The organism is Geofilum rubicundum JCM 15548, assembly GCF_000974365.1.
GTDB classification, from domain to species: domain Bacteria; phylum Bacteroidota; class Bacteroidia; order Bacteroidales; family Marinilabiliaceae; genus Geofilum; species Geofilum rubicundum.
The window spans coordinates 1-14,012 of the sequence record NZ_BAZW01000056.1 but is presented as its reverse complement, the minus strand read 5'-3'; the positions used below and the strand labels follow the sequence as shown (position 1 = coordinate 14,012).

The window sequence follows — 14,012 nt, the reverse complement described above, 5'->3', positions numbered from 1 at the left end:
CAGGTTTGAACAATACAGCTTCATAAAAGCACTAACTGATTTGCTTATTGTGCGACTCAGCAGGCATAGCTATCACCTTCTCTTTAAAGCGGTAAAAGACCACAGAATCATCAGGCACATGATGATCGAGCACCATTCCTGCAGCAATTTTATTGCGGTTCCCCACCCTTATATGCGGAATGGTGGAACTATTGATCCCGAAAAGATTATCGTTGCCCACCGACGAAAATCCTGAGAAACAGACATTGGGACTGATAAAATCAAAATCCCCGATGACCGTATCGTGCCCCAGACTGCATCGCGAATTAATGAGCGTGAAATTTCCCACCTGGGCATTAGGCCCAACATTTACATATGGGCCGATAATGCTCCCCTGTCCAATTGTTGCCGATTCAGACACATAAGCAGTGCTGTGCACAAAGGTGAGAAAGCGGGCACCCTGTGAAAGAAACAGCTCCACAAAGAAACGTCGGTAGGCCAAATTGGCAATGCCAATGATATAAAAGCCATCCGGCACCACTTTATGCTCCCTGACTCCTCCCATTAATGGTGCTGAGAAATGATAGCTGGCATAATTGGCCGGATTGTCATCCAGAAACCCTACGACCTTCAGCGTCTTTATGCCGGAACATTTTTGTGAAAACTGAATATATTCGTCCAATTCTGCACCGTGACCACCCGCACCTATGATGATGACATTTTTCATTCCTAATTAAAGTAAAGTTCTTCCTTAAATACAGGCCATGTCTATATGGTCTGAATGAGAAAACTGCTGTTTTTTTTAAGTCTTTGTTTCAAAGTCGCCAAAGTCATTCTAAGTTTAAAAAAAGACCATTATCGGGCATAATATCCGCCATCAATAATCAGGTTGGATCCGGTGACCCATTTAGAGGCATCCGATAAGAGATAGGTGACAGCATGGGCAACATCAGTACTTTCTCCTATTCCCAAAGGATGGAGCGACACTATTCTTTTGAGCGCAGCCGCGTCTTTATGATAGGGCGACTGTTGAGACATGGGCGTCTCAACGACGCCCGGAGAGATACAATTGAAACGGATCTTTCGGGGTGCATACTCCAGGGCCAGTGCCCGAGAGCCAGAGATGAGGGCACCCTTGGTCATGCCATACAGCGTCTTTCCAATTTCACCTACTATACCCATTACCGAAGATATAAAAACCACACTACCGCCCTTCTCCGATAAATAAGCCGGCTTTATGGCCAGACGGGTAAGATGCATGGCAGCAAACACATTGGTCTGAAAAAAGTGCGCCAACTTTTCGTTGTTAACCATTTTAAATGGCAGCGTTGCGGAGATGCCTGCTGAGTGAACCAATCCGTCAATTTTCCCCAGCTTAGTCACCACCTCCTTCAGAATCGCTTCAACATGGTCATATTCACATAAGTCGACACTAAAGGCCAAATGCCGCGATCTGTCTTGCATGGCGTTTAAAGCTCCTCCAGCCGCTCCCTGTTGCGTCCCAGCAAAACCACAGAGGCCCCGCGCGCTTCACAGTTCCAGGCACATTGCCGGCCGATACCGGATGACGCTCCGGTAACAACAATGGTTTTACCCTGAAGCATAAAAGGATCGATGGCATCTTTCATGTACGAAAAATTAAACACTAAATTTCCACCAAAGGGGGAATGTAACAATCCACCAGATCCATAATGGCCGAAGCCCAGGACATGCCCACGCCAAATCCGCTGAGCAACACTTTTTTCCGGCTATGCAGCTGATCAGACAATTCAGACACAATGGTCAGAGGAATAGAAACCGAAGATGTATTGCCAAATTTACGAATGGAAGAAGGCACTTTGTCCCGGTTCAGTTTCAGCTTCTTAATCAGATAATCATTCATGTAATCATTGGCCTGATGAAAAAGGACATAATCGAAGCCTTCCATCTCTGCTCCGGTCTTCTCCAACAATCTTTTAATATCCTTAGGAATTTCGCTGATTAAAAAGTTAAAGACATCCGCCCCATTCATATACCCCTGTTCCATACTGCGAATGTTCCCGTCTGCATCCACCACACGTTCTTGTACTGTTTCAACAGAGCTGGGATGCCGGTATCCCCCTCCTTCAATTTTAATGAGCGACTCCCTTGATCCATCCGTATTCATGGAAAAGAAACTCTGGCGGTAAGCTGCATTTTTCACAATCAAGGCGGCCACGCCACCGTCTCCAAATAAAAACGCCGTTTTCCGGTCTTTGGGTGAATACACCTTAGAGCGGGTTTCACCGTCAAGCAACAAGGCCTTTCTAAAACTGCCCTGTTGCATTAAGGCATAGACAACCGATAAGCCATAAATAAACCCAGAACACCCAATATTAATATCCAGCGCCATGGTCTGCTTGGATAAGGATAAACGGTGCTGTAAAAGGACCGAAGTAGATGGCATCCGATAATCGGCGGTTTGCGAAACAAAAATCAGCAGGTCAATCTCCGAACGATCGACCTGCATGTCGGTCAATAAGCGCTCAGCAGCAGCATAACACAAATCAGAAGCGCAAGTGTCAGCATCTGCAAACCTTCTTTGATGAATGCCTGTTTTTGCCACTATGTCTCTGGCCTCATCGGGCGAAAAGAAGGAAGTGTATTGCAGGTTATCAATCACTGTTCTGGGAACAGCGCCGGATAAACCTGCAATACCCACATGGTTAAATTCTAAAAAAGCCATAACCGTTAACTGGTCATTTTCCGGCTGACCGCGGTAAGCAAATCACCTACCGTTGTCAGCTTTTCAAATTCGGTTGTTTCAATGACAACATCAAACTGCTCATCCAACATAGCAATGAGGGATAGTTGTCCCAAAGAAGACCACTCATCATAATCGCGAAATGGGTCTGACAGTTCTATTGCACGACCGTCAATCTCCAGGGCTTCTTTAAATAATTCAATAAATTTCTCTTGCATAGCTCAGGCTTTTAAATGAAATATAATAGTGATGCATTTTTAATAGAAGTTGCGAGTATAACAGGAATCAAGTACATTAAGTTACGACACAAAACATACTTATAACAGCAAAAAGAACCTTTTATCAAAAAAATCAGACAAAAGCAGACAGAACACTTAATCTCCTGAAAATGTAGTCATAGTAGTGGATGCATTCAGATTGACCGCTTCCCTTTTCAGAACCCTGAAAACAGTTCTGTACAAAATCTGCACATCCAGCCAAAAAGAAATATGATCCACATAAAACAGATCCAATTCAAATTTCTCTTTCCAGGACAGTCCATTTCTGCCATTCACCTGGGCCCAACCCGTAATACCGGGTAAAACCTCATGCCGGCGCGCCTCATGCGCATTGTACAGCGTCAAATACTTGACCAGAAGCGGCCGAGGTCCGACAAGACTCATGTCTCCTTTCACCACGTTGATTAGATTGGGCAATTCATCCATAGAACAGCTTCTGAGCAAAGCACCCAAAGAACCCAACCGTTCTTTGTCAGGAAGCAATTGCCCCCTGTCATCTTTTTTATCATTCATGGTCTTAAACTTGATCATCCGAAACACCCTGCCATCCTTGCCTGGTCTTTTTTGAAGGAACAGCGGGTTTCCCTTATTGACAATACTAAGCAGCACTGCGATTATAAGCAACAAGGGTGTAAGCGCCAGCAGACCCGTCAAGGCCAGCCCTAAATCCATCCATCTTTTAAAAAAAGTTTTGTACACAGCAATCAGACAGTCAATAACAATCTTTCCCAATTAATCATCTTTACCGCAACCCCCAAGGGGACAAAGTCAAAATCTTTAACATAGCGACAAAACTTTTCATAAGCCCCATTGATGCCATAATAGGACTGAAAATACCGAAATGAACAGACCCTTTTTTGCTGACTGTCAAAATCCCGGATATGAAAATAAGTCATGTTGTATTCACTCTTTTGCGTCAGCGACCGAATCAGCGCATAAGGAAAAAACCTGAAAAAACCACCGCCTGAATAAACCAATTGCTTCGACCAGACGGTTGAATAGCTAAGCGGGAATTCATAAATAATGCCGGAAGGAGTGGTAATCAGGGAGGGATAGTTTCTTTCCTGAAGCGCCACGCCACCCGGTTGAAGCCTACCCGGAAAGACTGAACAATCATACTTAACACCGTTTTCCACCAATATTTCCAAGGCCCATCTGGTCGTCGCTTTTATTGAAAATGCAGGGGCACGGTACATTTCAATTTTCTCACCCAATAAATTCTGCAGACGATCTATGGCCTGGAAAGTATCTTCCCTGAATTGCTCAGGCGACAGCTGATTCAATAAGATATGTTTGTTGGAATGACAACCAATTTCGTGCCCTCTTTCCGCAATTTGTTTCACGATTTGAGGATGGCTAATGGCCATAATGCCGAGACAAAAAAAAGTGGCCCGGGTATTCCTTTCGTCCAAAAAATCAAGCAAACGGGTCAAACACCCATTGAGAATTGGTGTATAGTAAGCTTTTCCACCTTTAGGGTAAAGCTCATAAACATACCATTCTTCAATATCAAAAGTTAAGATGTTCATTGTAGAACAAATCTATATGGAATCATGCATTCCCGCCATCAAGCTCCAGTTGCCATAGCCCTTGACATGACTCTCCAAGGTTAAATCAAGCGGCAAAACAACCATGTTTTTATAGCAGCGTTTCACAAAGCCCAACCTCCATAACGCGGGTGTATTAAAAAAAATATTATCCATCACCGCAATAAAACCAACATTCATTTGTCGACCGGCATCCATTATTCGCCTGAATAAAGGAAGGGTGTTTTCAACAGATCCTAGCATATCAACGACAACCATTTCAAGGCTATGCCCCTTTTTGTTGATTGTAAAAACAGCTGCCGTTTTTTTATGGCCGCGGGTATATGTTATCATCCCGTAAGAGCGGTGTGGATGGTTCAAGTACCTCCATTGATGGAAACCCGGTACCCGATTTATTTTCAAAAAATGGTCGTAGCCATCTGTTTTTTGCGCCATCTCGTTGAGTACTCTCACGTCTATTTTATAAGTCGGATCGATAACAAGGGCCTCCGATTTGGCCGCAGAAAACAAACCTTTCACCAGACTCAAAGGCCTCAGAACCCGAACACGCCAGGGAATAGGCTTCTGAAAATGCCAACCCAAAGAAAGGTAGGCGTGTAAACTATTTTCATTGGGATAATTAAACAATAAACGAACGCCGGTTCCCTGCACCGCTTTCAGCCCATAAATCCTAAGCTGTTTAAAACAGCCCTGCCCTCTGTAATCCGGATGCACAGCAGAATCAGATGGCTGCAGAGCTTTTACTACCTGACCCCGGACAATGAATTCCCAGGACCACCAGTTATTAACACCGACAATCCTTCCATCCTGCTCAGCCACAATAAGCATGGAAGGACCATAGGGACCATCCAAAAACTTCCACTTCCAATAGGCTTCATCCCTTAAAGAGGCTGTGCGCTGATTTTCAGAAAAGACACTGTTCAACAGGGATAAAACTTCTGTTTTATCCCGCTCTTCAACCAAACGAATTACTAATCCCATAGCGCGGTAATTATGAATAATGAGTTACCAACCCCCAAGCGCCATCCATAAGCACGAATAAACTGAAGTGGCTTTCGCAGCAGTTTAAGGGGGACAAGAAAGGCAGGCGGCTCTGCACCATTGACCCGCCAACAGTCCTTGTGCTGCTTTTGAGCCCTCAGGTTATTGAGGTAGTTTATGGTACTTCTCCCCCCATGGCAAAGCGCAGTACATAAGCATCCAGCAGCCTTATTTTTAAATTATTAAAATAAAAATACCTGAGAAAAAACTCATAATCAGCGCTTGGGTGCATGCTTAAATCATAATAACCCAGCTGATCCAGCAAATGTCGCTTCAAATAAATACTCTGGTGCGAAGGCATCCAGCCACGGGCAATCAAGGACCTGCGAAAAGGGGGACTTTTGTTAACCCTTACGGGTATATCCCATTCATTGACGAGCAGACTGTGCCCGTAAATAACATCGACCTCATGAAGGATAAAACAGTGGGCAATTTTTTCAACAATCTGACTATCAAAAAGGCGGTCTCCGGCATGTATCAAGCCTACAACATCCCCGGTAGCCAGTTTCAGTCCTTTATTAATGGCATCGTACAAACCCGCATCTGGTTCAGAAATAAGTTGAGCAATTTGACTTTTGTAGGTTGCCAACACCTCCATCGTCCCATCCTGAGAGCCACCATCTACCACAATGTATTCAATGTCAGAATAACTTTGGTTGATCACCGATTCAACAGTCGCCTTAATACTGTTAACGTTGTTCAGACAAATGGTAACAATGCTAATTTTGCAAGCCATCGTAAACAGTTTGATGAGAAGCTACTGCGCATAAGCGCTTATACAATGCCAGATAATCCTGCAGACGATCGTTCTTATCATAGAAATTTTCAGCCTTTAGCCGGCAATTCACCCGAAAGGCAGCCCCCTGCACCAAAACCCTTCGCACGGCCAAAGCCAAACCATCCACATCTCCTTTTTCAACCACATAACCAACCCCTTTCTCCACTGCTTCCGGACTGCCCCCTGTATTGTAGGTAACAACAGGTGTTCCGCAAGCCAATGCCTCCAGGTTGGTGGTAGGAAAATTATCGATATACGTCGGATTCACAAAAGCGCCAGCACCGGCATAAAGGGACGCCAAATCTTCCACACTTTCGGTACGAGGGACGCCAGTAATGCCCTTCGGCAAACCATCTGTTTGTTGTCGCGTAAGCCCCACCAACAATAGTGCGATCGAGGCATCCAGCTTTCCCCGTAAGCGGATAAAATCACCCAAACCTTTGCGCGTATCCCACACATTGGCCACGCCCAATACATAGTTTTGAGCATTCAAGGCATACCTGCCTCCTGCCCCGGGAGCATCCAAAGGCTTAAAGACATCCGTATTAACACCATTGTGAATAACTTCTACCGGATAGGTCTTCAGAAAAGATTGCTTAACATGATTGGCCAACCATTGGGAGGGCGTAACGATGGTCATTACTCTTACAGCATTGAAAATCTGATTCTTAACTCGATAATTCGACCGCGAATTATCAATTAGCCAACTTTGGGGATAGCCATGAATATTGGGACAATGGTGGCATTCTTGCTGCCATTTATCACAGGCATATCTGTCAAAATAAGTACAGTGACCGGTAAAGGGCCAGCAGTCGTGCAGCGTCCACACAACCGGAATACCTGCCGCACCTAAAAATTCAAACAAGCCGTGAATATTCATATAGTAGCCGTGAATATTGTGCAGATGAATCAAATCGGGCTGCAGGACTTCCACCTGCCGGATAAAATTCTTTGTGGCTTTAACCGAACCCAAGCCATGATGGTCGAACAAGCGCGATTTTAGTCCATGCATTCGTCGGTCCCATTCATTGCCCACCTTAAATAAGCGCGAAGAGCTGGGTCGGTTGCCATGCCCATAGGCCACATAACTTTCATGCCCCTGCTGCAAGAGAAAATGGCCGATATCTTCAGCTATACGTCCGGTACTGCCCGAATTGACCGTTGAATTGATTTGCAAGACTTTCATAACTATCCAATCACAAAATCATAAAATTGCCTGCCAATCGTCTCTGCCGAATACCTCCGAACACTCTCCAGGGCATTCTTACCCAAACGTTCTCTTAATTCAGCGCTCTCCATTAACAAAGTCAGTTTTTGGCGAAAGGCCACATAATCATGCAAAGGAATCAGCAAGCCATTATAATTATTGGTAATCAAATCCGAAGGACCCGCTACACAGTCAAAAGCGATGACCGGTAATCCGAACGACTGCGCCTCACCAATCACATTGGGAAAGCCTTCCGACTCAGACATGAAGGCAAAAATCCTGCTCCGTCGGTAATAAGCCTCCACGTCAGTCTGGGTGTCAGTCAAAACCACCTTATCTGCCACATCTAAGCGCTCTATGGTTGCAACCAATTCCTTTTTCAGATCCCTCTTCAAGGCATTGCCCCCAACAATAACCAATTTCCAGCCTGGCTGGCCAATCTGTGCAAACAACTCAATTAACTGCTTGTGGTTTTTCGAGCGGATGAGGCGCCCTACCGACAAGACCACATTTTCTTTAGCTTCACCATTGACAGAGGAAGGCAAGCGAATGGGATTACCAATAACCCGGATATTTCTATGCTTCAGCTGTTGGTAGTAAACCCGTCGGGCCACCGAAGTTTGTGCCACTATACCTGCCGCCGTCGGATACAAAGCCCGCCGCAACCATTTGTGGTGCAAACGCATACGTTTTCCGGGCTGACACCGGTCTGAAACAAACACAGGCAAGTGCAGTCCGCGAAGTGCCAGTAAAACAAAACTGTTCCAATATTCCCCAAAACTCAAAATCCGGTCCGGATTTATCTCTGCCACAGTCCGTCTCAAAAAAAATAAGCGCCTGACGATAGACACAATGCGCAATCGGTCATTAAAGGCAAAATCAGGTAGATGCACAATCAGATTACCCGGCAGCTCGTAGTAACGCTGAATGTGTCGCCCATAAAGCACCAAATGCACTTCCAGCCCCTTCTTCTCGCAGAGAAATCGTGCCAGTTCAGACATCACCCGCTCCATGCCACCCGGCTGTAAAGTAGGAATCAACAAGCACACTCTTTGCCTGACCTTATTCATGGTAACCAGCCTTTCTAAGCGTTTCATTAGCAAGCAGCCCTTCAACCATCCACCAAAGGGATTAAAAGAACCGGCATGGTATTGCAATTGATCATCCCAATACCCCTGATCAAAAACCCTTTCAGGATAGCCAAAGGCATAACTCAGTTCAACGATTTCAGGCACACCCTTATTCAGCACAAAATCAAAAGCTGCCGTCTGCAATTTTAAGCGCTGCGCCACATCAAAGGCGATCCTCAAGGCCGTTTCAGGAATCCGGGACTTGTCATAATCCGTCACGCCACTACCCGAAGCCCTGAAATCGCCCGGCCTGACCTGTCGCCTGGTAGCAAAGCATCTGTTGAACACATAGGTAACTCTGATATCAAACAGATTGTCGGGAATAAAATCCTGAAAATAGACATAGCCCTTATCGCGACCATTAACGCGGGCATAAGCAGGAGGATGAACCAGACGGGCCACACCGGACAAAACCTCCTCAAAATTGGTTTTGCCCATTCGGTATTTTCGCCACCGCTCCTTTAAGCTTCCAAAGGCATTATAGGCAGAAATACCATTCCCAAAAGCTTTATTTATCAAAGCTCTGGCTTCACGCACAGAGCCAACAAGACGCACATTTTGAGACCCGGCCCCACCCCGCAACTTGAAAACTTTTGGAAAACGGGTCTCCCGGATCCATGCCATTGCAGCGGCTTTATCATAAAATACCTGACTTTTGACCAATGGAGCACCTATGGCTTCCAACAAATACTTTTGACCCACCTTGTCATCAAAATGCCATACTGAATTGAAATCCGGGAAAGTCCTTATCCCGGAATTGCCCAAAGCATACAAGAGCTGCTTCGACATTAAAATGTCTTTCGTATTGTTTTGATGTGTTTGCCACATCAAAACATCGCAATCCTTCAAATCATCAACAATTTGACTGCTGTAACAATCCACAATTTTATAGGCTATCCCGTTCTTCTGACAAAAAGAAATCCACCTCTGCGAATAATCCCCCAGTTCATTCTGAATAGCTATCATGACTTTGATTGGCTTTTTAAGATATGGATCACAACATCCCGGTGTGACTCACTCCGGATCAAATTCAGGTAAAGGCGCTTCTTTTTCTCACTCAACAAAGAAGGTACTACCCGCAGTCCCTGCAACACCCGCAACCACTTTCGGGACCAGCTCGAGGAAGGTTGTGTACATTTTGCCCACCTGCCTGCAATAGGCATCAAACGCAGCTTCCAGCTTTTCGTCGTCTAAAATAAGCGTATTAAGGCGTCTGAGCTCCCTGTTGAATTGCGGCAACTCTGCTCCTTTCATCAATGCCACCCCCATTTTTGAGCGGCATTGCACATAAGGGAGAATATTATAAGTCAGCGACTCCTTTAACGATACCTCCACTACATACCCGGAATGCCATAAAGCACCTTTATGGCGGGGATCGTCAAACAAGAAATTTCCGAGGCTATAAAAAAGCGGTTTATTCTTATACACCTCATAGCCTCCGTAGCAATGGGGATGATGGCCAAAGACAGCACTGGCACCAGCATCTGCATAAAAACGAAAGGTCTTTTTGAGGCGGGGACTGGGAAGAGGGTGCATCTCATGCCCACCGTGCACAATGACAAAAACATAATCCGCCTGGTTCGCGGCCGCTTGTATATCCCAATAATTAGTCACCAAATCCATAGGATTGGCGCCTGCTTCAGCTCCTTGCGTGGTAGAGAATTCATTTTCTGAAAAATTCAAAACCGCCACCCTTTGTTGATCTACCATCGTATAATAAATCTTACGGGCTTCAGAAAGGTTTTTACCTGCACCAACCGTCGCCACACCTTGTGAATGGCAGACTTGCAAGGTGTGCTTCAGCCCCTCCCATCCATAATCCATCGCATGGTTATTGGCCAAAGTCACCAAACCAAAGCCAGCCTCTGAAAGCATTTGAGCAGCGTCGGGTGAAGCTTTAAGCACAGGCCCGGTCTTCCTGATCAAAGCACGGCCATTGGTTAAGGGACATTCCAGATTAACGATAGCCAGTTCCTTTTCCTGCACAAAGGGCAACAAATCGTTCATCAGACTATCTGCCGCCCCTCCTCCGGCAACCAAAGGCGCCAATCGGTTAACGGGACAAAAATCACCTGCTACCAACATGCCTGATTTTGTCTTTGTCATAAAGTTTCTTCTATTATAGCCCCTAGTGTGTCACTCGTCACAAACTCTACTCCCGGCCAGTTTTTTTGAATACCAACCAGCAACTTGTTAAACTGATACAAATTCCGGGTTCTGTTGGCTTCATCTATTGCCCCCATGAAATTAACACGGTGCATGGCAATTATGGCAGGCTTCCCCCATTGAAAGGCCGTCTTGATTTGTGCCAGACACGCTGAGACACTATCCATTTTCGGATAAAGGGAAGGTTCAAAACAACAATTGCGCACCAAATAAATTTGTCCGGAGGCATTTCTTTGTCCGGTATAATGCCCCACAGTCCTTCGCGCACCAGCGAACCCCTTCGCCAATAGCTGCCTGCGCTGCCCCTGAATATATCTGACCCCATGTGTCAGCAGCACTTTTTCGTTGAGGGACGACCACACATAATTTGGGGCAATAAACGATGGCGAAGCATAGCCAAAAAGACCTTGGAACAAAACCAGCCCATCCGCCAGGATGGCGTTGGTGACTCTTTGCTCTGCCGCGTTTTCCACCGCCAGGGCCTCCAGGTAACTGGCCCTTGTTTCCGAGGTTATCATCTTACTTAAACCAAACAGATTTAGATCAAAACCCAAGAGCGTTTCAGGCAACTGCTTTTGAAGAGCCGCCATCCAACGGGCCACATTTAAATGTTCGCGACCATGAAACTGCGGATAGAAGATATGGTCCTGAATGCCTTGCTGCCACAAGTCAAAAGAGCGACCACATTGCGGGTACCTTTTCAAAGTTTCTGTAAAGAGTTCGTAATGATAAGCCTCATAATGACAGCTCCTTATTTTTTCAAAATCAGGATTCGCCACCACACAATTAGCTGTCACAACAGGATAATGCCCGTTAACATCTCTATGCCGCTTCAGTGTTTCAAACAAGGCGGTCAGATCATTCTCCCTGGCCAACGAATCGTAGCTATTAAAAGGACAATTATCCACCCGGACACCTTTTGTCAATAGTAAATCATACGTAGCCCGGTCCGGCATCCGAACGCTGCCCCAGTCGTCCGACTCAAAGACAACCATACGCCGTTTGCTGCGCCAGCCTCTTACATTGCGCAAATGTCCCGAGAGCATCTTTTTAACTTCAGTCACCATAAGTCCCTGCGATAACATTGCCCAATTGATGTGAAGCCATAAATTCCACCTCCGGCCAACGCCGCTTAACACCTGTTAAGAGCTTATGTAATTGCGCCAGATTCTGATCCCTGTTTACCACATTGTGTACGCCGATATAATTAACGCGATGTGAACACACAACCGCCGGCTTATGCCACGCAAAAGCCGTTTCAATGTCCTTCAAACAGCTGTCCACCCAGTCCTTTTGCCCCTCCCAGGGCTCAAAAAAGCAATTACGCACCAGATAATATTGGTGGTGTAGGTTCTTTTGTCCCAGCCAATGAAAAACCCGCTTGCTTTTTCCAAAACCCAGAGGTTCCCGATGAATTTTGGGCGTAGAAAGGAAGCGAATGCCATTATCGGCGACCACTTTTTCCAGTGAACGACTAAAGGGGCCATTGGGGGGGACAAAGAAAGTAGCTTGATAGCCAAAAATCTCATAAAACAAGGATAAGCCCTCCTCTATAGCTTCAGACTGCAGCTCTAAATCACCGCTCTCGTAAAAATCAAAAGCCGCCTGAAAAGAGATAACTGCCTTGTGGCCATTCTTTCTTGCAAAGCCCCATAACCCTTTCTCAAAAGCCAAATGCGTATCCCTGTCTCCTCTTTGCAAAGCGCGCATCCATTCAGCCACATTCAAATGCTCACGACCATGAAACTGGGGCACAAATACACTGCGCCTAAAACCTTCCAACCACAGCATAAAAGAGTCATCATTAGCATAATAGCGATTAAGCGTATGGGTAAAAGGCTCATAAAAATATTTGGTAAAATGATGCGCCTTAATCTTTTGAAAATCAGGATTGGCGACCACACAAACGGCTGTCATTACACAGGACTTACCGTGTTTGTCACTGAACGATGAAAGCGTATCAAACAAAGCACTTAAATCCTCAGGTGATGCCAGTGTATCCAAAGAGTTATAGCTCTTACCTCTGCTCCCATTCACATGAACGCCTGCATTTTGCAGATGATGAAAAACATTCAAAGAAGGCATGCGCACACTGCCCCAATCATCTGATTCAATGACCAGAATTTTACGAGGGGTTCTCCAACCCGGCATATTACTAAGGTGGCGCAGCAGGCGCAATTTGGCAGAAGACAAACTCATTGGATTAACCCTTTCTTAAAATCAGCTAACAACCTATCAACCTATTGACCTAACAACCTATTGACCTAACAACCTATCAACCTATTGATCCCGCTTCGCGGGACTGCGCTTCGCTTGCCTCTCAACCTATTAGAATTAAGCAGCTTAAGAAAAAAAGCCTTCATTACCTCCGAATGATTTTTATAACAAAACTCCTTGTAAGCCAACTGCCTGCCCGCCTCGCCAATTTGAGCAGCCACTTCCGGATGCTTAATCACGAAAACGATTCGCTCAGCCATAGCAGCTGCATCATTTTCCGGCACCACAAAGGCCGTTTCCATATCCTTAACGTATCTGCTCATCTCTCCTGTTGAGGCAACCACCGTGGGAATACCATCGGCCAAATACTCCCCCCATTTGGTAGGAAAGTTATAATCGTTCTGCCAGTTGGAAGGTTTATTAACAATGGCTAAAGATGATTGACGCCGTAAACTGTTCAGCTCCTCATGGGGCAAATACCCGGTAAAACAAATACTGGTAGCCAGCTTATGGCCATTCATAAGTTGTTCAAGATTTAAAGAAAGCGAAGGATGCATCTTTCTTTCAGTGAGATAAAACTTCAGGTGACCGTCCAATGCTTTATGCGCCATGGCAAAAGCATTAAACACAGCCATCATTCCGTCTTTGGTCTCACTTAACGCACCTGAATGCAGCAGATAAGGGACATCCGGCGATGGAACGGCTTCCTTATAGGTTATGGCATCATTTACCAAAATGGGCACATAAACGATCTGGGCCCTACTTTTCTTATAGCTAGCGACCAGATTCTCCAACTTCCGGGAGATGACAACAAACCCATCCACAAATCTGAAGGTTGTGTTGAGCATCAGCCATCGTCTTACCTTTCGAATAAAAACCGGATCCAAACGACCGCCTTCAGGCGCATAAGGGTTTTCATTGACCTCCATCACCATGCGCGCTCCCGC

The 14,012-nt window shown here is 45.6% G+C and carries 15 protein-coding genes; all 15 read right to left on the bottom strand.

The window, feature by feature from the left end:
* Nucleotides 1-31: 31 nt before the first annotated feature.
* The gene (locus tag JCM15548_RS17035; protein WP_062127906.1) at nt 32-706 is read right to left on the bottom strand and encodes an acetyltransferase; all 675 of its coding nucleotides are present in this window, start codon (nt 704-706) and stop codon (nt 32-34) included.
* Nucleotides 707-834: 128 nt separating this feature from the next.
* Complete coding sequence (locus JCM15548_RS17030; protein WP_262487118.1) at nt 835-1,443, bottom strand: SDR family NAD(P)-dependent oxidoreductase; 609 nt, start codon at nt 1,441-1,443, stop codon at nt 835-837.
* Nucleotides 1,444-1,448: 5 nt separating this feature from the next.
* Nucleotides 1,449-1,607, bottom strand: a complete 159-nt coding sequence (locus JCM15548_RS25785; RefSeq protein WP_262487117.1) for an SDR family NAD(P)-dependent oxidoreductase — start codon at nt 1,605-1,607, stop codon at nt 1,449-1,451.
* A 17-nt stretch (nt 1,608-1,624) separates the two neighbouring features.
* Complete coding sequence (locus JCM15548_RS17025; protein WP_062127904.1) at nt 1,625-2,683, bottom strand: 3-oxoacyl-ACP synthase III family protein; 1,059 nt, start codon at nt 2,681-2,683, stop codon at nt 1,625-1,627.
* Nucleotides 2,684-2,688: 5 nt separating this feature from the next.
* Nucleotides 2,689-2,919 carry an acyl carrier protein gene (locus tag JCM15548_RS17020; RefSeq protein WP_062127902.1) on the bottom strand — a complete coding sequence of 77 codons (231 nt, stop codon included), beginning with the start codon at nt 2,917-2,919 and terminating at the stop codon, nt 2,689-2,691.
* 156 nt (nt 2,920-3,075) lie between these two features.
* A complete protein-coding gene (locus JCM15548_RS17015) occupies nt 3,076-3,678 on the bottom strand; it encodes a sugar transferase (protein ID WP_062127926.1) in 603 nt (200 codons plus the stop codon).
* A 5-nt stretch (nt 3,679-3,683) separates the two neighbouring features.
* On the bottom strand, nt 3,684-4,508 hold the full coding sequence (locus tag JCM15548_RS17010; protein WP_062127900.1) for a polysaccharide deacetylase family protein: 825 nt from the start codon (nt 4,506-4,508) through the stop codon (nt 3,684-3,686).
* A 12-nt stretch (nt 4,509-4,520) separates the two neighbouring features.
* On the bottom strand, nt 4,521-5,507 hold the full coding sequence (locus tag JCM15548_RS17005) for a GNAT family N-acetyltransferase (protein WP_062127898.1): 987 nt from the start codon (nt 5,505-5,507) through the stop codon (nt 4,521-4,523).
* 175 nt (nt 5,508-5,682) lie between these two features.
* Entirely contained in the window at nt 5,683-6,303 is a 621-nt protein-coding gene (locus JCM15548_RS17000; RefSeq protein WP_062127896.1) for a glycosyltransferase family 2 protein, read from the bottom strand.
* On the bottom strand, nt 6,287-7,531 hold the full coding sequence (locus JCM15548_RS16995) for a glycosyltransferase (protein ID WP_062127894.1): 1,245 nt from the start codon (nt 7,529-7,531) through the stop codon (nt 6,287-6,289). Before JCM15548_RS16995 ends, JCM15548_RS17000 begins: the two co-directional genes overlap by 17 nt.
* 2 nt (nt 7,532-7,533) lie before the next feature.
* Complete coding sequence (locus tag JCM15548_RS21245) at nt 7,534-9,648, bottom strand: glycosyltransferase (protein ID WP_083985212.1); 2,115 nt, start codon at nt 9,646-9,648, stop codon at nt 7,534-7,536.
* An 87-nt stretch (nt 9,649-9,735) separates the two neighbouring features.
* The gene (locus JCM15548_RS16985; protein WP_083985211.1) at nt 9,736-10,788 is read right to left on the bottom strand and encodes a CapA family protein; all 1,053 of its coding nucleotides are present in this window, start codon (nt 10,786-10,788) and stop codon (nt 9,736-9,738) included.
* Nucleotides 10,785-11,915, bottom strand: coding sequence for a hypothetical protein (locus tag JCM15548_RS16980; RefSeq protein ID WP_157482886.1), 1,131 nt, complete (start codon nt 11,913-11,915; stop codon nt 10,785-10,787). Before JCM15548_RS16980 ends, JCM15548_RS16985 begins: the two co-directional genes overlap by 4 nt.
* Complete coding sequence (locus JCM15548_RS16975) at nt 11,905-13,047, bottom strand: hypothetical protein (protein WP_062127889.1); 1,143 nt, start codon at nt 13,045-13,047, stop codon at nt 11,905-11,907. Before JCM15548_RS16975 ends, JCM15548_RS16980 begins: the two co-directional genes overlap by 11 nt.
* Before the next feature lie 65 nt (nt 13,048-13,112).
* On the bottom strand, nt 13,113-14,012 hold a 900-nt coding region (locus JCM15548_RS16970; protein ID WP_157482883.1), incomplete at its 5' end, for a glycosyltransferase.

Coding starts and splice junctions, on each gene's coding strand:
- JCM15548_RS16980 (WP_157482886.1), bottom strand. CDS start 11,915: ATGGTGACTGAAGTTAAAAAGATGCTCTCGGGACATTTGCGCAATGTA.
- JCM15548_RS17030 (WP_262487118.1), bottom strand. CDS start 1,443: ATGCAAGACAGATCGCGGCATTTGGCCTTTAGTGTCGACTTATGTGAA.
- JCM15548_RS16995 (WP_062127894.1), bottom strand. CDS start 7,531: ATGAAAGTCTTGCAAATCAATTCAACGGTCAATTCGGGCAGTACCGGA.
- JCM15548_RS17005 (WP_062127898.1), bottom strand. CDS start 5,507: ATGGGATTAGTAATTCGTTTGGTTGAAGAGCGGGATAAAACAGAAGTT.
- JCM15548_RS17000 (WP_062127896.1), bottom strand. CDS start 6,303: ATGGCTTGCAAAATTAGCATTGTTACCATTTGTCTGAACAACGTTAAC.
- JCM15548_RS16975 (WP_062127889.1), bottom strand. CDS start 13,047: ATGAGTTTGTCTTCTGCCAAATTGCGCCTGCTGCGCCACCTTAGTAAT.
- JCM15548_RS17020 (WP_062127902.1), bottom strand. CDS start 2,919: ATGCAAGAGAAATTTATTGAATTATTTAAAGAAGCCCTGGAGATTGAC.
- JCM15548_RS17035 (WP_062127906.1), bottom strand. CDS start 706: ATGAAAAATGTCATCATCATAGGTGCGGGTGGTCACGGTGCAGAATTG.
- JCM15548_RS21245 (WP_083985212.1), bottom strand. CDS start 9,648: ATGATAGCTATTCAGAATGAACTGGGGGATTATTCGCAGAGGTGGATT.
- JCM15548_RS17010 (WP_062127900.1), bottom strand. CDS start 4,508: ATGAACATCTTAACTTTTGATATTGAAGAATGGTATGTTTATGAGCTT.
- JCM15548_RS17025 (WP_062127904.1), bottom strand. CDS start 2,683: ATGGCTTTTTTAGAATTTAACCATGTGGGTATTGCAGGTTTATCCGGC.
- JCM15548_RS16985 (WP_083985211.1), bottom strand. CDS start 10,788: ATGACAAAGACAAAATCAGGCATGTTGGTAGCAGGTGATTTTTGTCCC.
- JCM15548_RS25785 (WP_262487117.1), bottom strand. CDS start 1,607: ATGAAAGATGCCATCGATCCTTTTATGCTTCAGGGTAAAACCATTGTT.